General features: G+C 45.5%; 21 protein-coding genes and 1 tRNA gene. 6 read left to right on the top strand and 16 right to left on the bottom strand.

Going from position 1 to position 26,192, the window contains the following annotated elements; all coding sequences use genetic code 11:
* Positions 1 to 28: 28 nt before the first annotated feature.
* The 5 genes from RIH33_RS13745 to RIH33_RS13765 form a co-directional block, all read right to left on the bottom strand.
* Complete coding sequence (locus tag RIH33_RS13745) at positions 29 to 652, bottom strand: MCP four helix bundle domain-containing protein (protein WP_406650891.1); 624 nt, start codon at positions 650 to 652, stop codon at positions 29 to 31.
* Positions 653 to 975: 323 nt separating this feature from the next.
* Positions 976 to 1,590, bottom strand: a complete 615-nt coding sequence (locus RIH33_RS13750) for a MarR family winged helix-turn-helix transcriptional regulator (RefSeq protein WP_406650892.1) — start codon at positions 1,588 to 1,590, stop codon at positions 976 to 978.
* Between the two features lie 23 nt (positions 1,591 to 1,613).
* Entirely contained in the window at positions 1,614 to 2,336 is a 723-nt protein-coding gene (locus tag RIH33_RS13755; RefSeq protein WP_406650893.1) for a hypothetical protein, read from the bottom strand.
* Positions 2,293 to 2,559: a DUF2024 family protein gene (locus RIH33_RS13760; RefSeq protein ID WP_406650894.1), complete on the bottom strand. Its 267-nt coding sequence runs from the start codon at positions 2,557 to 2,559 to the stop codon at positions 2,293 to 2,295. Before RIH33_RS13760 ends, RIH33_RS13755 begins: the two co-directional genes overlap by 44 nt.
* On the bottom strand, positions 2,559 to 3,278 hold the full coding sequence (locus RIH33_RS13765) for a hypothetical protein (RefSeq protein WP_406650895.1): 720 nt from the start codon (positions 3,276 to 3,278) through the stop codon (positions 2,559 to 2,561). Before RIH33_RS13765 ends, RIH33_RS13760 begins: the two co-directional genes overlap by 1 nt.
* A 473-nt stretch (positions 3,279 to 3,751) precedes the next feature.
* Between RIH33_RS13765 and RIH33_RS13770 the strand changes: the two genes are divergently transcribed.
* Together RIH33_RS13770 and RIH33_RS13775 are read left to right on the top strand one after the other, a co-directional pair.
* Positions 3,752 to 4,213 (top strand): mobile mystery protein A, encoded by a 462-nt coding sequence (locus RIH33_RS13770; protein WP_406650896.1) that lies wholly within the window; start codon positions 3,752 to 3,754, stop codon positions 4,211 to 4,213.
* Entirely contained in the window at positions 4,204 to 4,800 is a 597-nt protein-coding gene (locus RIH33_RS13775) for a mobile mystery protein B (RefSeq protein WP_406650897.1), read from the top strand. Before RIH33_RS13770 ends, RIH33_RS13775 begins: the two co-directional genes overlap by 10 nt.
* A 468-nt stretch (positions 4,801 to 5,268) precedes the next feature.
* Here RIH33_RS13775 and RIH33_RS13780 read toward each other — a convergent pair.
* The 3 genes from RIH33_RS13780 to RIH33_RS13790 all read right to left on the bottom strand — a co-directional run bounded on the left by RIH33_RS13780 (position 5,269) and on the right by RIH33_RS13790 (position 7,425).
* Positions 5,269 to 5,353: transfer RNA gene (locus RIH33_RS13780), tRNA-Ser, on the bottom strand.
* Between the two features lie 282 nt (positions 5,354 to 5,635).
* Positions 5,636 to 6,409 carry a hypothetical protein gene (locus RIH33_RS13785; protein WP_406650898.1) on the bottom strand — a complete coding sequence of 258 codons (774 nt, stop codon included), beginning with the start codon at positions 6,407 to 6,409 and terminating at the stop codon, positions 5,636 to 5,638.
* Between the two features lie 5 nt (positions 6,410 to 6,414).
* Positions 6,415 to 7,425, bottom strand: a complete 1,011-nt coding sequence (locus tag RIH33_RS13790; RefSeq protein WP_406650899.1) for a hypothetical protein — start codon at positions 7,423 to 7,425, stop codon at positions 6,415 to 6,417.
* Between the two features lie 245 nt (positions 7,426 to 7,670).
* On the opposite strand from RIH33_RS13790, the gene RIH33_RS13795 reads away from it, so the two are divergent.
* A complete protein-coding gene (locus RIH33_RS13795; RefSeq protein ID WP_406650900.1) occupies positions 7,671 to 8,582 on the top strand; it encodes a hypothetical protein in 912 nt (303 codons plus the stop codon).
* A 48-nt stretch (positions 8,583 to 8,630) separates the two neighbouring features.
* Here the strand turns inward: RIH33_RS13795 and RIH33_RS13800 are convergent, their stop codons facing one another.
* From RIH33_RS13800 to RIH33_RS13815, 4 genes are all read right to left on the bottom strand, one after another.
* The gene (locus RIH33_RS13800) at positions 8,631 to 9,287 is read right to left on the bottom strand and encodes a response regulator (protein ID WP_406650901.1); all 657 of its coding nucleotides are present in this window, start codon (positions 9,285 to 9,287) and stop codon (positions 8,631 to 8,633) included.
* A 34-nt stretch (positions 9,288 to 9,321) separates the two neighbouring features.
* Entirely contained in the window at positions 9,322 to 12,273 is a 2,952-nt protein-coding gene (locus RIH33_RS13805) for a two-component regulator propeller domain-containing protein (protein WP_406650902.1), read from the bottom strand.
* A 517-nt stretch (positions 12,274 to 12,790) separates the two neighbouring features.
* A complete protein-coding gene (locus RIH33_RS13810) occupies positions 12,791 to 13,837 on the bottom strand; it encodes a Gfo/Idh/MocA family oxidoreductase (protein ID WP_406650903.1) in 1,047 nt (348 codons plus the stop codon).
* A 39-nt stretch (positions 13,838 to 13,876) separates the two neighbouring features.
* On the bottom strand, positions 13,877 to 15,685 hold the full coding sequence (locus tag RIH33_RS13815; RefSeq protein WP_406650904.1) for a glycoside hydrolase family 2 protein: 1,809 nt from the start codon (positions 15,683 to 15,685) through the stop codon (positions 13,877 to 13,879).
* Between the two features lie 219 nt (positions 15,686 to 15,904).
* Here RIH33_RS13815 and RIH33_RS13820 point away from each other — a divergent pair, with 219 nt between their 5' ends.
* The 3 genes from RIH33_RS13820 to RIH33_RS13830 all read left to right on the top strand — a co-directional run bounded on the left by RIH33_RS13820 (position 15,905) and on the right by RIH33_RS13830 (position 17,604).
* Positions 15,905 to 16,084, top strand: a complete 180-nt coding sequence (locus RIH33_RS13820) for a hypothetical protein (protein ID WP_406650905.1) — start codon at positions 15,905 to 15,907, stop codon at positions 16,082 to 16,084.
* Between the two features lie 10 nt (positions 16,085 to 16,094).
* The gene (locus RIH33_RS13825; RefSeq protein ID WP_406650906.1) at positions 16,095 to 16,799 is read left to right on the top strand and encodes a hypothetical protein; all 705 of its coding nucleotides are present in this window, start codon (positions 16,095 to 16,097) and stop codon (positions 16,797 to 16,799) included.
* Positions 16,800 to 16,929: 130 nt separating this feature from the next.
* Positions 16,930 to 17,604, top strand: a complete 675-nt coding sequence (locus tag RIH33_RS13830) for a hypothetical protein (protein WP_406650907.1) — start codon at positions 16,930 to 16,932, stop codon at positions 17,602 to 17,604.
* A gap of 87 nt (positions 17,605 to 17,691) precedes the next feature.
* On the opposite strand, the gene RIH33_RS13835 is transcribed toward RIH33_RS13830, so the two are convergent.
* From RIH33_RS13835 to RIH33_RS13850, 4 genes are all read right to left on the bottom strand, one after another.
* Positions 17,692 to 20,139, bottom strand: a complete 2,448-nt coding sequence (locus RIH33_RS13835) for a carbohydrate-binding protein (RefSeq protein WP_406650908.1) — start codon at positions 20,137 to 20,139, stop codon at positions 17,692 to 17,694.
* A gap of 140 nt (positions 20,140 to 20,279) precedes the next feature.
* Positions 20,280 to 22,685 (bottom strand): carbohydrate-binding protein, encoded by a 2,406-nt coding sequence (locus tag RIH33_RS13840; protein WP_406650909.1) that lies wholly within the window; start codon positions 22,683 to 22,685, stop codon positions 20,280 to 20,282.
* 132 nt (positions 22,686 to 22,817) lie between these two features.
* The gene (locus RIH33_RS13845) at positions 22,818 to 25,118 is read right to left on the bottom strand and encodes a PKD domain-containing protein (RefSeq protein ID WP_406650910.1); all 2,301 of its coding nucleotides are present in this window, start codon (positions 25,116 to 25,118) and stop codon (positions 22,818 to 22,820) included.
* A 205-nt stretch (positions 25,119 to 25,323) separates the two neighbouring features.
* Positions 25,324 to 26,175 carry a PKD domain-containing protein gene (locus tag RIH33_RS13850; RefSeq protein WP_406650911.1) on the bottom strand — a complete coding sequence of 284 codons (852 nt, stop codon included), beginning with the start codon at positions 26,173 to 26,175 and terminating at the stop codon, positions 25,324 to 25,326.
* Between the last annotated feature and the right edge of the window lie 17 nt (positions 26,176 to 26,192).

The raw sequence follows: 26,192 nt of genomic DNA on the forward strand, positions 1-26,192 counted from the left end.
AATTGAAAGCTAATCGCAACTGAAGAACCTAACGACTTAACGGCTTTAGGAATATCAGCAGTTGAATTAATACCCCAATGATTACCAACATGACTATTTCAAGCCTTGAAATCAGGTTGCTTGTATTGATGGTCTCAGTGGAAATGATAATTTCGTTTTTACCTTCTTCAATTTGAATCTTTGCTAACGCATCCAAATCATCATAAATGGCCTGGAAGGTGTTATCTATCGTCTCTGCAGTCAAGCCTTCTTCCCTGAAAGAAGCATCCAGAGACCATCTCCTTTCATGATCATATAATTCATCCAGATTTTTCTTTAATGATTCGAAAAGTATCGCCTCATGATCAGTAAGCCTGGTCGCTGCGAACTTCGTCGTAAGTATTTGAATTGAGTCATTCGCATGAATGATTTTTTTCTTTACCTGAGCTTTGTCCTCAATTGCCAAAAAATCCCTTTTTTTCTGCAGCTGTCTGGAAATTTTATAGATGTAGTCCTTAGCCAATAGGCGATCTTCATATACCGTTGTAATACTTTTTTGTACCACATTAAAATAACGCCGGTCAACCAAATTGGTAGCCAGTATCAACAAAAATACTACCAGCATTGCCAGACCCATTCGTATTCTTTGAGCTAAGCTAAATTTCCACCCCATTTTAATTCAGTTTATTTTGACAAGATAATTTAACGATATCTCAGCCTTCTGGAAAACGCTTCTTCCCAAGAACAGTTGAGTTTTTGACACTGCTAAGTCCAGATCGTCATCAGACAAGATTAACCCGTATTTGATTATATCTCCACCCTATTAATCCCTGCCAGGCCCATAACAATATGCATACCAATAAAAAATCACGCTATAATCAACTCAAAGCCATTTTAGGCTAAGAATGAGCGTCAACAAGGTGGTAATTTTTTACCCAACAGGGTAGTTTTGTCTCACTGCCACACAATCTCCTGATGACCATTCCGAAGCACTGTCTATTTCTCTTTTGCTGTATACTCAGGACAATCTAACCTGATGTTCGAGGTGGTCAATTCCTTATCCAATAAAGTACAGAAATGCTGATGATCAGATGACTGATGAAAGGCACAAGCATAACAGGTTCGCTGGACTTGAATGATTCCATGCTTGTTTAAGCCGTAAATAATGTGGGTAATAGAATGATACAGGCCTTCTAATTGTGATGAATCAAAATTATTCAGTTCCCTGAGGAATGGTCCCCCATAGCCATAAACTTCATCCACCAGGTTTTTCCCCTGAGTGGTGAGGGACACCTGATAGCTTCTTTTGTCCTTTAACGAGTCGATTCGCTTTACCATTTGTTTTTGTTCCAGGACCTTCACCGCATCACTGATTGTTGGCTTAGTGACATTGAACTCCATGGCCAGATAACTCACGGTACAATATTCTGGTTTGTGATGCGCCACAAAAACAAGAATTTGAATTTGTATTGGACTGATACCGACAGACTTGGCATAGTCCCAAAGCAAAGCTCTAAAAACCTCACCGATGCGCTCGAGACCCACCACAATTTTACTCCTCACATCCTCTTGCTGAAATTCGAGATCGAATATGCGCTCTGCTTTGTTCATTTTGAAAAGTTAATGAGATATTATTACGAGTACTTACGAATGTATTCGTCAATTGTATTTTCAATTTGCTCTTTTGGCCGGTGTCCAAACCACGAGAACAGTATTTCATAGCTATTATCGAACAATACAAAAGTAGGGGTACCTTGAAACAGATTGACACTGAAGGTAAGAGAAATTCTCTCCTGACTGAGCAGGTAATTTTTGATTCTTACATGCATTTCATTTTTATCTGAATTGGACCGGATGCTAAAATCAGAAATAGCATGACACATTTCCTCGGCCAAACTTTCAAGATCAACGTTTGAACCGGCTACCTGATCCATTGCCACTGGAATTTTGATTGGATAGGGTAATTGCTCTCCAAACATCTTTTTTGTTTCACCCACCAATTGACCCTCCTGGACAAGCAACTCTGTATTTTCTACGTTGTTGAATTCATAATCTTCAAACGCAGTAGATAGTGCCAGAAAAGAAATCCTGTCGTGATACTTCTCCCTCAAAAGTTCCATTAAAGGAAAGCCATAACTAAAGCAACCAGGGCAATTCACCTGAAAGGTAAATAATAGATTGAGCTCCCCCAGCTTATGGTCCCCGGCCATATAATTTTCAACGTAAAGTTTAAGTTTCGCCATGGTTTCTATCAGGTAATTAACGGCAAGCAACCCGCTCCAGAAGAACGGACTGCTCCTTAAAGACATTAATCTAGTTGCAATTCTGCATTTCGATGATGTGGTAGCCTTTCTCATTGATGTCACTAATGACTTGATCAGAGGCTTTCTCTATATGACAAAAAGTACACTCCTTCGAACTAATTGCCCCGGTATGAAAAGGCTTTGATTTGAGGTATGACATTCCAAAATCATAGACCTGTTTCGCATCCCTTACTTCCAGAGGAACGAGAATATCAAAGTGCATTACTTTGTTATCGCTCCTCTCCACATAGGTATCCCATACTGCAATTCTTAACATTATTTCTGCACTTTATATGGAAGACTCAAGTCTCCACTTGCCACCGAATAGACTTCATACACTCCAAGCATTGGCAGACCCTCCTTACTTGTATTCACTTGCATAAAAGCAGCAACTCCATCATAGGTGAAGTCAGTCTGGTTATTGATTCGGTAGTTTGGCACTACCACCAGAATGGTATTACCAATTGTAATGACCGGATATCCGGGTGAATCCATATACATTGGCATGCCAGGGTTGGTAGGAGGCAAAATCACCGTTGCATCCTCTTTTTTGAATTGCTTGACGGATAATCCTCCCGCCACACGCTTATCCTCAACAAGAATTACCCAGTGCGGATGCCATACAATTCCATCATTGTCATACACCCGATCATTATTTTCATCCCATAGAGGCGTATCATCAAAATCAGGATGAGAGGTAAGGCCAAGTGCAACAATTCCCTCTGTTTGGCTAAATCCAACATCTGTCGCTTTCAGACTTGTAGGAAAAACATACCCAAGGACAGGAGCACCATCCAACTGACCAACAGGAGTAGGGGTAGTATTACCCGCCAGTCCAGACACATTAATTTCCCAAATGGTAACTCCCAGGTTAGGGTTACTGGTCACGCTGACACTTTGAATGGCAAAATCATCACCCTGGTACGAAGAGATCTGGGCAGATAAACTAAAGACAAAGCCCAAACAAGCAAGGGTAACTAACATGGAAGATTTCATATTGAATTGGTTTAAAGGTTCAGATGCAAATATAGTAAGGATTCCTAACTATATAATCAAACACCATCTTATTTCTCAGTTCCTTCATCTTATGATTGGGACTTAATGATCTCAAAGCATGGAGGGAAGTAAGGGAGGAGGGAGTGAAGAAACGAAAAGTGGAAAGACACACCCCTAGCCCCTCTCAAGAGGGGAATAGTTTTGCCTTCTCTCAGTACTGACCTTTTCATTTTATGCAGAGGAGCAGGAACTTGATCCTCTCTTTTAAGTATTGATTATTAATCAGTTACATGGCATTCTCAATTACAGTCACCAATCTTGTAACTGCGTATTTTGACCTTTTTTCGAGCCATTTGGGATTCGAACCCCCGGGACATCCTTTCTAAAGTAAACTAATACGTTTACTTTACTAGTTATTTAGTAAACTTATATGTTTATATTTGTGCCATATAAGTAAACATATATATTTACTCATGGAGAACAAGCAGCGACTCTTATTGGATCAAATGGACCGCAAGATGCAGTCATTTACTTCCACATCAAACGTATCAAGCCCTCCCACAGGATGGATAAAAGCGATACGCACAGCTTTGGGAATGTCTCTTGATCAATTGGGCGCACGGCTAGATATGACCAAGCAAGGAATCATGAAATTGGAAGCTCGTGAAGCAGCTGGCACATTGACAATCAAGAACCTTCGGGAAGCCGCACGAGCTTTAGATATGACGCTTGTCTACGGGTTGGTTCCAAAAGATGGATCCCTGGATGCTTTGATTGAGCGTAAGGCAAAGGAACTGGCCCAGCAAATTGTGTCACGGACATCCACATCAATGAAGCTGGAAGACCAGGCTAATTCTCCTGAAAGGATCAATAAAGCCATTGAAGAAAGAGCGAATAGTTTAAAGCTTGAAATGCCGAAGATTTTATGGGATTAGATCCTGAGTACCTCAATGGCCAGACCCCTCTTGGTGAAGAAGAGAAAGAGGGGTTGCTTATTCCTTCCATCACTAGTCGAGAGGAGTTGGATGAGTTTGAGCAACAAAATGTAGAGGAGGCCTTCCAATGGCTCATTGGGAAGTCAATTAAACCTGAGAAGATTTTTAGTGAGAAGTTCATTTGTGATGTTCACAAACGAATGTTGAATCAGGTGTGGAAATGGGCAGGAACATTCCGACATACTCAGAAGAATATAGGAGTAGATTATTGGATGGTCTCTCAGGAATTAAATATGCTCCTGAGTGACGCTGCTCTTTGGTTTCAAAATGAAGTGTTTCCACCTGATGAGCTGGCCATTCGGTTTAAGCATCGCATTGTAAGTATCCACTGCTTTTCAAATGGTAACGGAAGACACAGTCGCTTGATGGCTGACATCATCGTTGAAAAGCTTTTCGGCTTAGAACCATTTTCATGGGGTGAGCGCAGTTCAAGTCGTGAAGGAGATACAAGAGCGGATTATCTCAAAGCTTTGAAGGAAGCAGACAATGGATCGGTTGATCGGCTCATCAAGTTTGCTCGATCTTAGCATCGCATATTTTGGGTAGGCCATAAAAGAAAAAACCCGGGCACGTTAGTATGGAGTTTTGGTAGGTTTGACTCCTTAAAAGTAGAGGAGGAGGAATTATTCATAGGGGACCCGTAATCTCTTTGCAGAAATGGATATGATCAACTTAATATGATTTCACAGCCTACAGTAAACTAACTTTTTCGGTAGAATTCGTCAGCCAGGTGCGTATGATTGGACCACTAACCTCCCCTCTTGAGAGGGGTCGGGGGTGTGTAGAAACGAAAAGTGGAAAGACACACCCCTAGCCCCTCTCAAGAGGGGAATGGTTTTGCCTTTTTTCAAAGAGTCTATCAAAACAAAAAAAGTAGCTCTGTTTAAGGTTAAGCGTTTCCCAATTTCACATAGCGTCTAGCACTAAATGTTTGTACCTCGGTTGGTACCTAAAATGAAAAAAGCCTTCCTACAATCTGTAAGAAGGCTTTTTTGCAGAGGAGGAGGGATTCGAACCCCCGGTACCTCGCGGTACAACGGTTTTCAAGACCGCCGCATTCGACCACTCTGCCACTCCTCTGTGTTTGGGTCTCACACTTATTCAGTGCTGCGTTTTCCAAATCCACTTATTCTGACCACATTCAACACTTTCCCTGTGATCATGTCTGCGAAATTGGAACGCAAAAATAACGGATCAATCCAATCTACCAAATGCAGCGAGGAGAATTTTGTTTCTTTTTTATTTCCACCGTGTCTTCCGGTCATTCAATTACAAAAAACATCATTGAAAACAGACCCGACAGAATGTATAAATCTTAAAAAAGAAGTTGAGATGGGGTTGCTCAACTCAGCACCAGACAGATTAAGGCCTTACCCATTGATACCCAATTCCTATGCTGAATTGGGAATAACTAAACTTCCCTCCATCTTCAGAAACATTGATTTCATTCGGTCCGTGGTGGTTGGACTCCAAAAGCAGCTCGGCTTTGGCAACGAAATTACTACTGAGGTAATACCGGGCCCTCAAGCGCGACCTCCACCCTACTCCATGAAAGGTGCGGCCATTTTGCTTGGCAGACTCTGAGTTATAGACCAGATGAGAAGTCAGATCCAAATCCACCAACAGCCGATCATCCATATTGTACTCATAAGCACCACCCAGCAGCACTCCCATTCCCATAACCTGAGCGATCTGATCTCCACTTTCCAGGTTGCCTTCTTCGGCATTTTGAGCTAGCTGATTGCCAACAAAGTCAATTCCCCAGGCAAAGCCTATGCTGTGTGTTTCATCAGCAATATCAACCAGATAATGCCTTGAAATGAAGTTGCAGATGTTGATATTGGAAATATAGAGACTGTCATCACTCGCCAGTTTATTACCATTGCCAAATAGTGCCGAAAATATACCGGGAAAGTCAAGCTCCCAGTTACCACCACCCTTACCGCTACCGTAAGTACTTAGATACATCACTTCGGGGTAGATCACCGTTGCATTTACCTTCTCATAGTTATCCAGGGTCCAGGCATTGTTTTCCACATTAAGCTGGACGAAAACATGATTGCCATCTTGTGCATGAGCCACGAACACTCCAAAGAACAGTGTCGTAAGAAGGATCAATTGCTTAACCTTATCCATGATCGTCATTTGGCGGAAACCAAATTGTAGTACTCAATCAGGTCATCAAAAAACTTGTTGGTCACGTCCATGACCGCTGCACCATATTTTTCAGGGGTGGTGGTGACTTCAAAAGTCGATACATACTCGATTTTGTTGTTGGCACGATTGGCCAATACCTCCGGCAGATCACCTTTAAAGGCTTCCACTTTGGTGGCATAATTTATCTCTGACTGTAAATACTCCGGGTCTTCAGTCATATAGGACATGCTGAAAGTATACAACTGCTCTGATTGTGCATTGAACTGAGTAAATCCAATATTCGTCGCTTGCTCCCAGGCATTCTGACTTTGCATATTGGGAATAATTCTTACAACAGGGAGTATGTTCTGCTCTGCAGATTCGCTATAATAGATCCAATCTCCCTTGCGTGTCACACTGGTACTGGCCTCGGAAACTGCATCAGCGAAATCTATGTAGATGGTCAGCATACCATTATTTGAATCAAGTTCTTTGGCGATTTTCTTACCATCCGGAATGATCTGAATGACCTTATTCCACACAGGCGTACCATCATAGCTGACCGCATATCCCAAACCCTGAGACTTGGAATACACCTCACGTTCCATGGCCATTTCCTTGATTTTTTTCGTATTGGGCGACCCTTCAAAAGAACCCCAGGTAATTATCTCTATACCCGCCTCTTCGTTCATTCTTTGCATAAAATTTCTGGCGACCTGATCCGTAATGGCTTGCAGGTCGTCCTCACTTACTCCTTTCAATATTCCATAGGCTCCACTTGATGACTTCACTTTTACATAGTCATTTTTGTCCATGGATTTGGCCACTTTGGCAGTGGTCAGTTTATAGACTATATGAAATCTCACCATGGACCATTTGTCCTTGTCGTAGAATTTCTTGTGCTTAGAAAAAGTGGCATAGCGTTTCTCCAGTTCCTTCACACGCTCTTTATCCTGAGCAGTAACAGACCACATGAATGACCCGATCATAAGGCAGATTAACATTCGAAGTTTCATTTCTTTATTAGTTAATTGAAAATTAGGTTAGCGGTGACCCTTGACTTACCACATCCAGGATATCATGATACAATCGCTCACAGCAAAGGATTCACACATCAAAGATCCGTCAGGGTCAAGCACCCTTCAATAACCCATATGGAGTATTTACCATTGGAAAATGCTCCTGCCCACTCCAGATATTATCCATATGGGTTATTGATCAATCGTTCAGGCAGGTCGAATTTTATTCTTAAAAAAATTTCATGAAAAATTTATTCACCGCCGCCATCATTGGGCTCACTGTCACCTTTGCAACCGCCCAACAAGTCAACTACGAAAAAGTAAGTGAGGAACCTGCTTTCAACCAGGTTTCGATTATGCCCTACTTCAATGTGTACTCTTCATTGGCAAAAACACTCGGTGCCATAAGTGTTGGGGGTGAAGCGCACGTAAGATTATTACCGATTCATCTCAGGGCGCACTTCGATTACGCCCTCATCAATGCGTCTATTACTGACGCCAATTTTGAAGCACCTACGACCATGGAACTCGGAGGTGAATTCCCATTAGTCACTGGAAGTGTGGCGAAAAAAAGAACGTTTCCTCTTAAGTCTGTAGGCTACCACAACACCTTCATCAAGGTGCCATTTACCTTCGAAAAATCGATTTTGGCAAGAGGGGGACTGATGCGATACACGGGCAATTTCCAATATGGATCACCAGCGACAGTCAATGAGGTGGAAGCGCAAACTTTTCATTCCGGAAATTTCTCAACTGCAGGATTTTACCTCGGACTGACCAGCATGCAGCGATCCAGCCTGGTCATGAAAGTTTCCAGTACTACAGAGAATTATGGAGAACTAAAAAAATTGAGGTATTTCCAGCTCTATGCCGATGTTCTGGTGGGCGTAACGATGAATCTGGGAACATTTATAGACCATGCAGGCCATTATGGCCCCTCCGGTACAGAATATGACTTCAAGGGAGACAGTGAGATCAAAACGCCAAACATTGGACTGAGATTTGGGACTTATTATATGCTCATGAATTCCGGTCTGAACAATAACAACGGGCAGTTCATCAAGTTTGAGATTGGATCACGGCCGGCGCCTGAGGGAGAAAATCTCTGGATGATGGTGGGATATGGTCTGATGTTTAATGTGGCTAAGAAATAAACATATACCCGAAATCTTTCCGGTTTCGGGTGTTGGTAACTTAACTGGTCACACCCACTGATTCTCTACCGCTATGCGCACGGCTTCCGCTCGGGAGTGCACATGCAGCTTGTCATAAAGATTGGAGATGTGTTTTTTCACAGTATTTGGGCTTATGAATAAAGACTCAGAAATTTTGAGATAGTCCTCACCGTCAGCCAGATGCTCCAGCGTTTCCATCTCACGCTTAGACAATCCAAAGTCCGAGGGCGGTTTTTGTGGCAACTTCTGATTGTTTTGAAAGCGAATCAGGTTGAGGGCCTTGGCGGCAATCAGGGATGACATGGAAGCTCCTCCATCGAGCACATTTTCTACCGCCTCTAAAATTCGCACAGGGGTCTCTTCCTTAAGTATGTAACCCGAAGCCCCTGCTAGTATTGAATAAAACACCTTTTTATCTTCGTCAAACACCGAAAGCATGAGAATTTTAATGTTTGGATAGCGTGCCTTCACTTCCTTGGTAGCGGTGATTCCGTCCATCTCTGGCATCTGCACATCCATCAGAATTAGATCAGGCTGGGTAGTCTTCAACTGGTTTAGCAGGTCTACACCATTTTTTGCAATCAAAACAATTTTGATGTGACTGAACAACGAGAAATTATTGACCATTTGATTGGCCAAATGTGCATTATCGTCAACTATCCCAAGCTTTATGCTTTCCATCATGTTAAATAGCAGATTTTTAGCGCGGCATTCAATACTACGTATGGGTTATTTTAGAGGTGATCAGGATTTTGGTCCCCGCCCCATCGGAAATCAAAGAAAATTCGGCGTTGAGCTCGTCCGCTCTCTTTTTAAGATTCTGCAAGCCGTAATGCCCCTCCTGTTCACCCACGACACCCATATCAAACCCCTTTCCATCATCCATCACACTTAACACCAGTTTATAGCTGTCAATATTGAGCGAAATTTCCAGATGACTAGCCTCGGCGTGTTTCAAAGCATTGCTTACCGCTTCCTGTATCACCCTGAAGGTATTGAGGGCAATGGTGGCGTTCACTTTATTTTCGACACTTGTAAATAGGAATTTGTAACTGGTTCGCTGATCGGTAAAGCACAATTTGAGGTAGTCATCTATCTTCAATTTTAGACTGGTGGCGGAGACTTGCTCCTCATTGAGCGCCCAGATGGTTTCTCTCAGCATCTTCATTCCGGATCTTGCAAAGTCACTTAATTTACCCAAATAGGCTTTTTTGTCCGTCACATGTGCTCCTTCCCAACCGAGATATAGAAAATCAAGTCTGGAAATGATGTAGGCAAAATGAGTGCCCACACTGTCATGCAAATCCCGGCTAATGCGCTCGCGTTCCTGCTGGATTTTCTCTCGTGTTTCCAGCTCTGCCAGGCGCAGTTTTAGTTTCCGCCTGGACAAATAATATACCAATCCTGTACCGAGACCAAGTCCCGTCAATAACATCAACAATACAAACCACCAGGTGAGCCAGAAGGGCGGGTGCACCACAATTACCAGGGCTCTGGTAATGGGTTGAAAGAGCCCCTTCCCACTACACGCTTTTACCTTGAACTCATAGCTACCAAACGGCAATGACGAGTAGGTGACCATTCTTGATTGCGGACTTACATCCACCCATTCTTCATCAAAGCCCTCCAGCGTGTATTTATAGGTAACATCGTGTGGATCGTCATATTTGAGGGCAGCAAATCCGAGAGAGAACACCCGGTCTCCGTAGTACAAATCAATTTGCTTGAGCCCATCCAGAGAATGATCCAGCACCCGGTCATAGTTAATCAGGAGTCTCTCCCATTTTAATATGGGCTGGCTAAACAAGGTGTCCACTCTATTAGGATTAAACACCAGTAAACCGTCTACTGTCCCGAAACCCAGTCTGCCATCAGCAAAGTGATAACTTGCACCTAAAGCAAAATCCTGACTTCTTAGCCCATTGGAATTGGAGTAATTCTTAAAGGTTTGGGATTTGGTATCAAACATACTCAACCCACCATTGGATACCATCCACAGTCTATCCTGATCATCTACCTCCATCGCATGTATGACATTATTGCTCAGTCCGTTCTTTTCTGTGAAGTGAGTGAAGGTAGAGTCTGCATTGAGCCGGCTAATGCCCCCACCATAGGTACCTACCCAAATCGTCCCTCTGCTATCTTCCAGAACAGTCGAACTGAAAGAAAAATTAGGGCTTCGCGGGTCTCCTTTGGTGTGGGCTATATGCACATACTGCCCCGTGGGTTTGACATAACCAACTCCATCTTGCAGTCCTACCCATATGTTGCCCGCCCTATCTTCAAATAAATCCATCACGTACAAGAAAGACTTTGACTGTTCTTCAACAGAGTGAATGGTTCCATTAGGACTGACCATGACGAGATCAGCATGCGAAGCGACCCAAAAATTTCCCTGACGATCGAGCCGAAATCCCGTGATCGACGAATGCTGATCAAGCACTTTAGTATAGGCCTCGAGCTTCAGCTGATTGTACGCCTGTGAATAAATCTCCCCATTGGCTGTGCCAACCCATAAAGTGCCCAACGAATCCACATAGATAGCTGTCACTTTCTGGCCCTTGAGCAAGTGCCGGACTACTGTCCGTGTCGCCGTATCTATCACATAAATACCGTTTTGAGTGGCTTGATAGGCATACGCCCCTTGCTCCGCATATCCCCAGACAATGTGCCCATTAGAGTTCAGGTACTGAAATTGAGCCCACTTCGGATCATAAATAAAAACACCTCTATTAGCTGTGCCCATCCAATATTGGCCAAAACAGTCTTTGGTCAGGTCATGAATGGTGGTGTTTTGAAATGAAGGATTGGTACTCACTTTACTGGTCTTCTCAGCATACACATCATAGCTGTACAAACCTGTCTTGGTGCCTACCCAATAGTCCTCATTGGCAGGCACAAAACACATAGCCGAAAAACCGGTATTTATGCTCTTGATTTTCCCCTTCAATTGATGGATTGAAATAATCTTATCTACTCCAGGCAAGAGTAAAACGCTATCTCCCACCGGCTGATAATCCCAGGATTGTGCACCTACCCCATCCATGTCTGTCTCCGAACCACGAAGGCCATACCCCGGGATCAGAATATTTCCTTTGCTCAGGACAATAAGCCCTGAATCGCCCACAACATATTGATAAATGTATTCCTGAGCGAGATGAATTTGTTCAGAATATTCCTGAAGGGAGTTATTCGCCTTTGTTAACGTGACATTCATTGGCATTCTGGAGATACTATTTACTGTATCTGTATTCTTCCAATAAACAAATCCATCGTGCTTGCGCAGATGATATTTCTGCACTATTCTTCCCGGTATGGTATCAATCAGTTTGTGAAAGCGGCGATTTTCTATGTCAAAAACGTGAATGCCCGCACGCGTAGACAACCAAAGGCGATACTGATCATCCTCAAGCATTTGAATAATGAAATTGTCCGCCAGAGAAAAGGAGTCCTCAACGTCGGGACGAAAAATCTCAAATTCATAACCATTGTATCTGTTGAGGCCGTCCTGGGTGGCCAGCCAGATGTAGCCGCGCGAATCCTGAAGTATCTGATTGACTGAATTTTGTGAGAGTCCGTCAGCTGTTGACAGTGATCGAAATTTAATCACGTCCTGGCCCATTGTAGAGAAAGCAAGAACCATTAGGCTTACGGCGAATACTTTTTTCAAGAAAAGGCGATTTTATGGAAGATAAGCCACTTTTCGGTGAGGTCAAAACCACACTTCGAAATGTTCCTTTTGGCGCTGTAGGGAAATGACCTTTCAGGCGAGAAGATTAAGGATCCAAACACACCTCCCGGCCCTTCTCAAGACGGATCCTGTTTTGGCCTGGTTTGCTGTATTAAAAAGACACACCCCCAGCCCCTCTCAAGAGGGGAGCAGATATCTAGAAAATTTCACTTCCCTTTTTCATTCAGGATACAGCACATCAGTCAGTATCGAAATATTATAAGAAGTCAATATTTGGTAATCCCCCTTTTTGTGTTGAATCGTTCCCCTCTCAAGAGGAGAGCAGATTGTGCCCGCATTGTGTGATAAATAAACACACCCCCGGCCCCTCTCAAAAGGGGAGATTTGTCCCAATATCAGTCAGTATCGAAAAATTATAAGTCTCAGTCAAATATGCGGTAATCATCCTTTTTTAAATTAAATCATTCCCCTCTCAAGAGGGGAGTTTAGCATGCTCTTACTCCAAATCCACCACTTTCCCGCTTTCGGCACTTTCAAATGCCGCATCGATAATGCGCATGACATTCACACCGTCCTGCGCGGTGACTGGCTCAGGATGATCTGCGATCAGGGATTGGTACACCGCTTCATAGTATTCTTTATAGTCGCCTGGGCTGGTTTGAATTTTCTCCCGGATCACTTTGCCTTCCACTTCAGTGTGTAGCAGTCCCTGCTCTGTTTTCGGCTCCACCCCAAATTGTGGATCACTGGGTTTCATGCCCGCCTTCAGTTGATCCTCCTGTACGTCAGCCCTTGATTTCAGAAAGGTGCCTTTTGTTCCAAAAAAGGCAAACGAAGGGGTGGGCTCGCGGAAAAAGTAGCCACCCTTGACATGAACGCGCATTTTGTCGTATTTCAACAAAATATCGAAATAGTCATCCACCTCAGAATGCTGCCGGGTAATGGCAATATCTGCAAAGACGGATCGTGGCATTCCAAACAGGCACAGCGCCTGATCAATGACATGGGCTCCCAGATCTTTAATGATTCCTGCTCCAGCACTTGGCTTTTCTTTATGCGTTTTTGCGCTCAACTCGGGTGTATATCGCGCAAAGGCAATGCTCGCCTCCACAATCTCTCCAAGCAAACCCTGCCGAACCACCTGCTGTACTGTCTTGAAGTCGCTGTCCCAGCGTCTGTTCTGAAATACCGCCAGCTTCAACCCCAAACGCCCAGCCAATGCCTTTAGCTCCTCAGCTTCTGAGGTGCGCCCTACGAATGCTTTTTCCACGATAACGTGTTTACCTGCCTTCAGAGCAGCTTTAGCGTATTCGTAATGCGTATAGGTGGGCGTATTCACCACCACCAGTTCCACCCGATCATCAGTCAGAACCGCTTCCATGCTGTCATAACTCTGCACACCGGGGTACTGATTGGCAATGGCTTTGGTGCTGCGTTCCCATGAACCCAACAGCGTAAAACCGGGATGCAAATGGAGAAACGGAGCGTGAAAAACCTTTCCGGACATGCCGAACGATAGCAGCGCAGCATTGATATTTCGCATAGTTACAAGTGTTTTTTCGAGTTAAAACAGCAATATAACTCAGTCCAGTTGGATGGGTTTTTCGGAATAATATTTTTTCAATACAAAAAACGCTTTCTTCCTGATACCCTGATCTGAAATCAAACCCTTCCTGTTAAAGAAATCCTGAATGTCTGGCAAAGGTCTCCGGGCAGAATAAAAGTCCATCAGAATCCAGGGGGTGGTGCCGCGCAGAAACGGGATGTTTTTGAGCATCTCAATATTGTATTTGTACACATCCTCCTGATACTCCTCTGTCCAGCGTTCCTCAGGCTGACCATGCAGTCCCTGCAAGGCACCTCCACCAAACTCACTAATCACCAAAGGCTTGTCGTAGACCATTTTCCACTCCACTCCGGCGCATGACGCAGGGGTGCCACCATACCAGCCACAGTAGTTGTTGATGCCTATCACATCCAATGACTCACCCAGTGCATCATCAATCACCCGGTAGCCATCTTTGGAATGCGGCTCCAGGGCACCCGTCAGCAGGCGGGTGTTGTCATAACCACGGGCCGACACCACCAGTCGCTTCAAAAAATCTGTTCGTGGATCGCTGATGGGTGTCTCATTGGCCACCGACCACATGATCACCGCAGCTCTGTTTTTATCCCTTGTGATCATCTCACGAAGCTGGTTCTCAGCATTGGCAAACACCGATTGATTTTCCCAGTCTATGGTCCAGTACACGGGTATCTCAGACCACACCATGAGTCCCATTTGATCTGCCAGGCGCACCATGTCTTCATTGTGTGGATAGTGGGCCAATCGCACAAAGTTACAGCCCAGGTCTCGAGCCCAATTGAGCAAAGTCAGACACTGCTCCGGCGCAATCACCCGGCCACCGGTGAAGGCTGCCACCTCATGAATAGAGATACCCTTCAGGAATACCTGCTCGCCATTCAGGAGAATGTCATTGTCACGGGTTTCGATAGATCTAAACCCAATCTGATCGGTCACCTGATCGTTTCCTGCTGAGAGCCGCACCTCATAAAGTTTTGGGTTTGTATCAGACCAGAGACTCAGTTTGGTTTTGAAGCTCACCTTAGCCAAACCTGTAGCATCAGGAGTTAGTGTGAGCTTCACCTTAGCCTCCGGGATTTCCAACTGCACCTTTTGGGTCAACTGAGTACCATCCAGCTGCACCCAGCCTTCCACGTCTGTTTTGCTCCCTTTCTTAAGTTGAATGGCATAGTCTCTGATAAAGGTTTCAGGCACGGAGACCAGCTTCACAGATCGGGTGATCCCTCCGAAATTGTACCAGTCACTGTTTTTGGTAGGGATGCTTTCGCTCTTGCGGGTATTATCCACCTTTACCACGACGAAATTTTCACCTGCCTGCAAAAGATCCGTCACCTCAAAATTGAAAGGAGTGAACCCGCCGATATGCTCTCCGATTTTCACGCCATTGAGGTAAACTTTGGCATCATAATTCACCGCTCCGAAATAAAGAAAAGCACGTTGGCCGGACGGTTCATACATGAATGACTTTTTGTACCAGACCGTACCTTCATAAAAAAACAAATCTTCCCGCTGGGTATTCCAGTCGCCAGGTACATTGAGCTGTCCGGATTTGTCAAAATCATATTCGATCAGGTCACTGACCGTTTCGGCTTTCTGGTCTTTGAAATAGCCATTCGGATTGACTTTATACCGATAATTATAGTACCCGTTTTCCATTGGATCCACTATGTATCGCCACTTTCCATCCAGTGCCATGGCCTCACGGTTTGTGATATTAGTCAGCAGTGGAGATTCATTTTGTGCTTGGACATCATGTAAAATGATGGCAAAAAGAGCCACCAAACAGGCCTTGAATAGATATTTCATGAAAAAGGTGTTTAAAAATCAAAAAAGAAAAACAGACACAAAAAAACTGCCCTAAAGCAGCTTGCTGCAAAAAATCCAGAGGTTAAAGATACTCATGGAAAGCCACAAATCCGGTAACCGATCGTCCCAAAAAGGGTTGGTTTTTGTCCTTTTATTTAGTTGGTTTCTTTTTCACGACCCATCGTTTGTCATCATGTGTGGATTACATATGTTTGAGCAATGAATCCGAAAACTGTCAAGTATCTAAGTACCCTGGGTGTCACCGTGGTAATGGCACTGAGTGCCGCCTACTTTTACAAAACCTGGCAGAAAGGTGAACCGCGATACTATTTTCTGATCATGGCGTTTGCCATAGCGCTGCTGCTTTCCTATAGCCTGTTCAAGAAAAAGAAGAATTAAACGCCCAGCCATGAAGCGAGTCCTGATCATTTTATTTGCCTTAGGCATATTGTGCAGTTGCGACAAAGAAGCGGAAGTCCCCAACACCCAGCTGGAAATTTCGGTACTTGATGCCGAGGGCAACGGGGCTTCGAACGCTGAAGTTTCTGTTTATTTATCTCTGGCAGGATTTCTCGACCAGGACGGCCCTGTTGCGAATGGTCTCACGGATGCTTCCGGTGCCATTACCTTTCATGGGCTTAAACCAAAGCAGATGTATTACATTGATGTCAGGAGGGTGAATGCAACCAACTGGATCAGTCAGATCACTTCTCCCTATATAGAAGAGGGAGTGAACGCGTTCACGACAGTGATCTCAGAAAACTGGTATAGCAACCTGAGCAATGCTGCGGGAATTTCCTGGTCTCCAAAATTTGTCTTCATTGATGATGTCTGGTACGTCTACGTTGACTGTTTCAATGACGATCAGTACCTGTTTCGAAAAAACCTCAAAATGTCTTATCGCAACCACACAAAGTGCAGTGCCTCCGATCCGGATTTTTATACCGGAGAGTGGTTTGGAACGGCCAATCAGGTCACCATTTATTCTGATACTGAAGGAGATGCCGGACTTTCATTCAAGCTGGTGGAGTCTGATCCCGCTTATTTTTTGGGCGAGCTGAGGGTTAGTGGCGGAGACGTCTTGCTGGTTAGATTTGAAAAAATGGGTATCTGATCTTTGAATTTCTAAAAAAAATTATCAGCGTAATAGCGGATATATAGGAGAAGGATGGGATAAAAAGGAATACCTTTAATGGAAGCCCATGACCCTTCGAGCGATAAAACAACTACTAATTCTATGCCTTGTGGCATCATTGCATGCTTGCGATAAAGGGGAGGCAATGCCCAATACTGAACTTGTGATAAGCGTTGAAGATGCACAAGGCAACAAAATAACCACCGCTGAAGTCTACGTTTATGAATCTCTGGCGGCCTTTCAAAATGAAACTGGCTCAGTAGCTGCCGGGCTGACCAATTCGGCAGGGTACCTGCAGTTAAAAAATCTCGAAGCACAACAGGTTTACTACCTGGACGTACGAAAAGGTGCCGCTACCAATTGGATTCATCCAACGACTTCTGCCACTATTCGGGACGGAATGAATGAATTTTCAACCACCATTTCAGAAAACTGGTACAGTAATTTAAGTAGTGTTGGCGGCAAGGTTTGGTCACCAAAATTCATCCTGCAAAACGACCAATGGATACAATATGACGACTGTTTCAACGACGATCAATATCAATTTTATAAAAATTTTGATATGGACTTTCGCAACAACACTAAGTGTATAGAATCAACCGAGGATTTTTTCACGGGGCAATGGTTTGGTACGGCCACTCAATTGTCTATCTACTCCGATGCAGCAGAAGATGCCGGGCTTTCATTTAAACTTCTTGAGTCCAGCCCCGATCATTTTGTTGGCCAGCTCAGAGTGGCCAATGGTCAGTTGATCACCGTATATTTCGAAAAGACTAACGGTTAAAAAACACTGGCTATTCGGGAAAAAGAAAAGGGGCCAACAGCCCCTTCTCTACCTAAAACAAAAATACGAAGTGAAACAACCTCCAGATTATTGCTCAATGAGCATTCTCCGGCTTATCTTCTGATCTCCTTTTTGTACAGTGATCACATAGACCCCGGCTTTTATTCCCGGGGAAAGACCTATTTCTGTAACTTCTTTCAGGAGTTCCTCTGTCAAAATCACTTTTCCGGACATATCGGTTATCTTCACCACACCCCGATTAAAATCGAGATTCCGAAGGTCTATTTTAAAGCGGTCAGCCACGGGGTTTGGATAAATCAGAAAGGATTGCTCCTCTGCTACCATTCCATCCGACTCATCGGCTATGCGCGAGCCCGATACACTCCCCCAGGTGAAGGTCTCCCAGCTACCTATCGTCGCTCGATCACACATCATGCCCGAACTGCCATTTTCAGATGACACATACCGCCCATCGAAACCTTTCAGAGCGATGGAGTTGCCCCCAAGGGACACCCACTCGAATGCTTCCCAGCCACCAACAGATGGCCGGTCACAAAGCATGGCCGCTGTGCCATTCATTGAAGTAACATAAAGGTTATTGGTGCCACGTAAGGCCACTTTGCCATCTGCAAGGCCGATAATCGTAAACTGCTCCCAGCCACCGACTGACGGCCGGTCACACATCATCGGATTCTGACCATTTTCTGAGGATACATATTGATTGTTGCTACCCCGCAGCCAGATGGTCTGGCCGGTAGGGGCGCCAGTACTGGCTGCAGTGATCCTGAACCAGTTTAGGTTGAAACCTCCAGCCAGTACACTCAGCCCCAGCTCCTGCTGACCCGCCGTGAGGGATACTGAATGGGAGATGGTGGTCCAAACCTGCCAACCGGTGGTAGAGGGTACGGCGATGGTTCCATAAGCAGATCCGCCACCAAGCCCTTCCAGCTGAATGGATCCGCCACCATTCTGACTGGCCACCCTATACTCCACGGTATAGTTGCCTGTAGTGGGAATATCCACCCGATACCCCAGCCAGTCACCAGCATCGGTCCAGCCTATGTTTTGCCCACCACCGGTATCTGAGGTAGCCTCGGTCTGGATACCAGACATGTCGCAATAGGCCTCTGCCTGGATGGCCACGCTGATGCCCTGAAAGGCTCCGGTACAGCCGGAAGGTGGAGGTGTGGACCCGCCAGTACACCCACTTGTCCAGGGAGCAGGGAGGTCCTGAGTTACTGCTGAAATGGTATTGGTATTGGGGATACAGTTTTGAAATTTGATGCTTTCGAGTACTCCTGCCATGGCCGAAGCTCCGTCCGTGGGATAATTTCCTCCTATTCTCATTAGCGCAGCATTGGCTCCCACATCATGCCTTTTGTAGGTCCAATGACACCAACCGATGCCTTCCTGTTCTAGTTTTGCAATGTTTTGACTCAACCATTCATTGGTATTCTCACCCGTCTCTCCAATCCAGACCGGCACCTGGTGATTGTTTCTGAAAGCCACCAGATTAGCCATGCGGTTGATCTGGTTAGGGTTGGAGTCAGACACCCAATCATCGGCTGGATCTATCCAGTAGCGATGCGCATTGTATACCAGGCCCCAATTGGGTGAAAAGGTAAATGGCTCGAGATAATCATAGTTATTTCCCCAGCCATTGCCTTCCACCATGATCATGTGGTTGTCTCCATTATCACGAATGGTGGTAATCAGTCGCTGTAGTAAAGCGTGAATCGCCTGGCCTCCTCCGGGCACATTATTGGGCTCATTGATCAGGTCATAAAATGCAATGCGTGGCTCGTTGATATAGCGAGCGGAGATTCTATCCCAAAGTCTGTTGGTCACATCCTGAAAGACGGGGAACTGCCAGAGGTTATTGTCATGGAAGATATCCGCAATGTTCTTATCCGATCCCTGTCCGCCCGGAGCCGCATGCAGATCCAAAATCACATACATTCCATTGTCTGCACACCAGCTCAACAGATTGTCGATCACTCGAAACCCCTCCAGGTTGGGGTCATTGAACAGTTGATCATTGTTCACCCATGTTTGAAGTGAGTTCTTGTAGGTATCATGTCCATTGTTAATGTCCGTAATCACATTATTGCGAACGGCGCGCTGGGCACTGGACAAAAACAGCTCATAATGCATTGGCAATCGCACACTATTGAATCCCAGCGAAGCGATATAGTCAATGTCTGCCTTGGTAATGAAATTATCACGCCAGCTTTGATAGAAAGCTTCCACCTGGGCCATGGATTGGCCTTCATTCAGGTACTGAAGCTTCATCTGCCACTGGGTACCCGGGCATCCTGAGCACCCCTGAGGATTGAGCATATAGCCCTCCTGAAGTGCCCAGTTGCCCAGGCCCACTGCTCGCAGAATTACCGGCTGGTTGGTCTCTGCGTTAACTATTTGGGTGCCCGAAGCCTCCAGCCAGCAACTCTGGCTAAAGACGGAACTCTGAGTGATGATTATCAACATGGCGATCATAAAAAACCTGAGCTGACGAAGCCCGATTCCTCCTGACATATCGCCTGATTTTGTATTACTGTGTTGGATAGATGTATGTTTCATGGTTTTTTGGTTGGTTGAAAGATTTGATAGAATCAGACACAGCACCGCAAAATTTCATTCACTCGCTGTGCCTGATTTCATGAGTTAGTGGCTGATCAATCGATGATGATTTTTTTAACAGCCGTTAAGTTATTGCCACTGATACTCAGCATATAGATACCTGGCTGAGTTGCCACAGGCAGTTGAATTTGCTGCTTTGCTCCTACAAATGATCCCGATAAAACCACTTTTCCTGATAGGTTCGAAACCACAAAAGCAGTCTCAGTTTCCTGATCACCCTGAGGAAGTGTAATGTTCACCAGTCCCCCTTTCACAGGGTTTGGATAAACCACAAAGGATACCTTTTCCGCTTCTTCCGTGCTTGCCGTCAACTCATCGGTCATTCGTGATCCCGACACGTTGCCCCAGGTAAAGGTCTCCCATCCCCCGATAGACCCTCGGTTACACATCATTGCACTCTGACCATTTTCAGAAGAAACATACTGGTCACCAAATCCAAGCAAAGCGACATTATTTCCGCCAAGGTCCACCCATTCGAATGATTCCCAACCACTTATAGAAGGACTGTTGCAGGTCATGGCTGACTGACCATTTTGAGCATTCACATATTGTCCGTTATTGCCCTGAAGGGCAATTTGACTGGATCCAACAGCCACAACCGTAAATTTCTCCCAATCTCCTACAGCGCCTCGATTGCAGTTCATTCCTCCCTGACCATTCTCACTGGAAACATACTCCCCGTGACTGCCGCGCAACCATATCGTTTGGCCTACAGGTGCGGAAGTGCCGGAAGTCTGACTGGTGATTTTGAACCAATTCAGGTTAAAGCCCCCGGCAAGAATAGCCAGGGCAATGTCTTGTTGCCCCGCATTGAGACTTACAGTGTGAGAAATGGTCATCCAGTTTTGCCATCCACCGGTGGAAGACACCGAGATAGATCCAAAAGCTGCACCTCCACCGAATGGTTCAATTTGCAGGGATCCGCCTCCTCCCGAACTTGCCACCCGATACTCGACCGTGTAGTTGCCGGTAGCGGGAATATCCACCCGATAAGCCAGCCAGTCTCCAGCATCTGTCCAACCCACATTTTGCCCACCTCCCGTATCTGAGGTAGTCTCGGTCTGGATACCAGACATGTCACAATAAGCCTCTGCCTGAATGGCCGCACTGATACTCAAAAAGCTGCCTGTACATCCGGTACTTGTGGAGCCAGTGTACTTTACTGCATCATAAAAATCCTGATGAAAAGTAATTCCCGGCTTTCCATTGCCAATGTTGTTTTGGCAAAAGCTGATCATGTTGTTATATGCATTGTTAGGCGGGTTTCCTCCATCCCGAATAAAATCGCGCACAGCATTATATCCGCTGTTAGGATTGATGGTCCAGATGCACTTATCATGATACATTTTCTTAAATGACCATGGGAAATAGCCGACATTGTTATTGATACACCAGTCAGTCATCTCTCTGAGGATGCTATTGCTATTTTCTCCATATTCTCCCAGGATCAAAGGCACGCCTAATCGGTCGGTAAGTGATTTTCGACCGTTGAGCGCTGAAACATCATTGGAATAATGATGCGTCTGGTAGACAAGGTTATTGTCCCATCGAGAATTAACTCCTGAATTGGACTGTACCTGACCATCCTGCCAATCAAGTTTTTGCATATCAGATCCCCACCAGCTGCCCTCTGCCACAATGATGTGGTTATTGTCCACCTGACGGATGGCATTTCTCATGGTGATCAGCGACGGGAGCAACTCATATTCCCTGCCTGCCTGAGGCACTGGTTCGTTGATCAGGTCATAACCCCATACCACGGGCTCATTTTTGTAATAATTGGCGATGTGCTGCCAAACCTGCGAAGCAATATTGACATTATTGCCATCCCAAAAGGTCACTGAGTTTCTGGGCTGACTCGAATTGGAATTCACATTGTCACTGTGATCGCCAGGATTTTGATAACCTGGGGCCGCATGCATGTCCAGCAACACATACATCCCGTTGTTTCTACAGTAGTTGATCACCTGATCCAGGTACTGGAAGCCTCGATTGGACGGACTGGATGAATTATAGTCCCAAAAAAGATTAAAGTGAAAAGGTATCCGGACTGAATTGAATCCCTGATTTTTCAAATCTATAATGGCTTGCTCATTCACATAGTTGAGTCGCCATTGGTGTTCAAATTCGATGGCCTGGGTGAGGTTACCGCCAAAGGCATCCTTTACACCATTGAAAAACTGGGTATGGGTACGGAAATTGTAATCACCCATCATCAGGTATCCTTCCCACAGCAGCCAGTTACCGAGATTGATCCCTCTGAAGTAAAGTGGGTTGTTGGATTCGTCCACGATCTGAGTCCCCTGCGTGTGAACATATTGGGCATGGACCCCCACGGACAGGTACATCATACCCAAAAGCAAAAGTGTACCTACGTAATTTCGAAAACTCCAACTCCCTCTCTCTCCCCCATCATTTTTATTGTGTAATGTGTTTGTCATGATTTGGTTTGGTTAATGGTTACAGATAATTATTTTTGAGAATCAGGCATTGAGCAGAAAATCCAGTTCACCGCCGCCTGCCTGATTCAATTACATATGAGAAGTATGTAATCTTGAGATCTATTCAATGGATCATTCAAGGATGATCTTCCTTTCAAAGATGAAATCGGTGCCACTAATGCTTAGGACGTACATGCCGCAAAGGGTTCCTTTTGGCAGCTGCAGCTGATCTCTTTCACCTGCTACAGACTCTGAATATATAATCCTACCGGAGAGATCCGCTAGAAGAAAAGTATACTCCTGATCGCTCTGTGGCAGGTTAAAATGGAGCAAACCATCTTTCACCGGATTGGGGTATATTTTTATTGATTCCTCCAGCTCTTTACCGGTATCAAACCCCGTTCGCGCTCCTCCATTGGTACAGGTGATCACATTTTGCGTATCGTCATAGGTAAGGCTCGTGTGACTTACATTATCTACACAAAAATGCACCGTTACCCCACCTTTCGCGGTGCTTGAGGTCTGAAGAGTTATTGCCCCGTTTGCCCCGGTCTGGCCAGAGACTGTCTCATTAAATGTGCCGCTAAAAGTACCAGTGACATTGGCTCCATTTACGGGACTCCCCTGATCATCAAAGATGGTGACCGTAGCAGTGCCGTACTTATTACCCTGACCAGCACCCTGGGTACCTGTGGTAATTGACTGCACGTATAATGAAGTAGCAGTCCCTCCTGAAGAGACCGAAACCACCTGCGAGTCAGTATCTGTAGCTCCACCATTATCAGTAACTGTGAGGGAAACGGTATAGCTTCCAGTTGCTCCATAGGAGTGACTGGCCAACTGCCCATTCCCGGTAGTTCCATCCCCATAGTCCCATGCCCAGGAGGAAATGGTACCATCCGAATCACTACTTGTTGCCCCATCAAAGTCAACATTGAGATTGGAAGCACTGTATGTGAAGGCGGCTGTTGGTGGGTTGTTACCACCGCCCCCATCCGTCCAGATGTAGGTTCCTACACCTTTTTTTGGCAGAGTGACGGTAGCAATCTTACCCTGATACTCAATATTGAAGGTAGTATTTGGTTGATTACCATCGTTATGAACCACCAGCACCCGGGTATTTCCATTTGCAGCGTTGTTGATAAATCCTGCACATGTAAGGCTTCCCGTGGAGGTAGTGGCCACACGCACCGCACCCGGTCTTACAAATTTTGAGACCTGCCCAATGATGTAGTAAGCAACATTTCTGGTCACGCTGCCGGCATCCAGCGTGAGTGCCCCGAGACAATTGGTACATCCACCTGAGGTGTGTGGCTCCTGATTGGCATCCGCGGCCAGGTTCCATTCCAGCACTGCCTTCGCCCAATTGTTGGTCCCTCCCAGCACAACGTTCTTCATGTGCCAGGCCAGGTCACCCAGGAAACTTCCCCCTGCACCGGTGTACTGCTCGGTGAAATAAATATTTTTATTAGGAAAGGCATCGTGTACCGTGGACAAGGCACTGATGTCACCTGCGTACAGGTGAAATGCTGCGCCATCCACGTACTGTCCAGCAGCACTGCCAAGCACCTCGATGGGGTATTCGGGTACATCGCAGTTGTGATCCCATGTTAAAATTTTAGTAGAAAATCCGGCACTTTGAATCGCTGGTCCCAGCTCGAGGATAAAATTGATCTGCTCCTGAGCAGTCATCAGCATGGCGGGGTTATTACAGCAATGCTCAGGCTCATTCTGAGGAGCCACCGCATAGATGGGAATACCAAGTCCCTGCATGGCCTGAAGGTACTTGACAAAATACGTGGCGTAGGAAGCATAATACTCAGGCTTCAGATTCCCCCCACTTAGAGATCCATTGGTTTTCATCCAGGCCGGAGCGGTCCATGGTACGGCTTTTATTTTAATGTTGGGATTGATGGCTATTACCTCCTGGAGGATGGGGATAACATAGTCCATATCCGGTCCCTGTAAGCTAAACTGGGACTGACTCACATCTGTCTGCCCGGCAGGAAGATCATTATAGGTATAAGGATATTGGCTCATGTCCGAAGCGCCAATGGCAATGCGCAAAAAGGAGGCTCCAATACCGCTGGCAATTCCAGCTGTAGGATCAAACAATTCCTGCAGCAAGGCCGCGCGCTGGCTTGACGATATTTCGGTCATCAGCACATAGGCACTTCCCTGCGTAAGGGTATAACCAAACCCATCTATGGTCTGATAGGTCGCTCCCGGGTCAAAAGCCAGAGTAGGGTTGCCATTGGATGTGCTGGTAAAAGTGGGGGTAGTGGGAAGTTGCTCCAGCAGCTTTGACTGATCTCCATAGGTAACAAACTGAGTAACGGACTGAGCGTATGCGCTCACCGTAAAAATCCAAACACACAACAGGCACACCATGCACCTGATGAAATGGGTAATTTGTAGAATTGAGTTTTTCATGATACATCATTTAGGGTTGATCGTATTTTCCTGCTCCACATCTCATCTACATACTTCTCACATTTGTAGGTAAGTGCTCTTTCACACGTACTTGGTCATTGGGTATTGATTAGCTAAATCATAGGCATAATTTACAAAAATCTTAGGGGCCAAAATGGAAGGCAGGAGCCCCGTGAGCTCCTTACCATTTCCCATTTGCTTAATGTCAATCTTCGGCGAACATAGAAACATTGTCTATAACCACTCCGCCAGTTGGGAAGGTGATCCCTCCTGCCCTGATCGCGACATAGTATGTTCCCGCTGCCAGTGTGATGGTACCGTCACTGGCACCACAGTTATTGTCTCTCAGAGATCCGGAATAGGTGGCCTGTGCATCGCCACAATCCCAGGTATTTACTGCCAAAACCACAGTAGCGCCAACCTCAGTATTGTAGTCTTGATCTGCTACCGGCTCTGCATCTCCTACCCAAACTTCCGCCCAGAACTCATCCGCAGCATCAGTAGTAATATCCAGGTCAAAGCCATAAGTCCCAGCTTCGACTGTAACGGCCTGCCATGCACCGCCATGAGCTTCTCCACCCCATCCGGCATCCGGATTAACCTCACCAATAGTCAGAACACCGGAGGCTATGGATATATCAGCATTGGCGTTCGGATTAAACTGCTGCAAGGTCCACTCAGAATCATCGTCAAAGCCACCATTTTTTATTTGGTTTTCGGGCTCTGCCTCTTTCACTGTCACCTCCTTGGTAGACACATCGGATCCACCGTCGTTATTAGCCGTAAGCGTGACAGTGTAAGTACCCCCTGCTGCATAAGTGTAGGTAGGGCTCTCCTCTGCTGAGGTGCCAGCATCATCACCAAAGTCCCAGGCAAAAGTCTCACCCTCTTCGGTGGTATTGGTAAAAGTTACAGAAAGAGGATTTGCTGCATCTACTTCAAAGCTGAAACTCGCTGTAGGAGGGGCAATAGGCTCATCTTCACTACACGATATGGTCACTAGTGCCATCGCCAGGGCTGCACTCAAAAATCTCAGATTATTAAAAATAATTCTCATGTTTATAAGGTTTAAGT

The organism is Marinoscillum sp., from assembly GCF_040222955.1.
Taxonomy (GTDB): Bacteria; Bacteroidota; Bacteroidia; order Cytophagales; family Cyclobacteriaceae; genus Marinoscillum.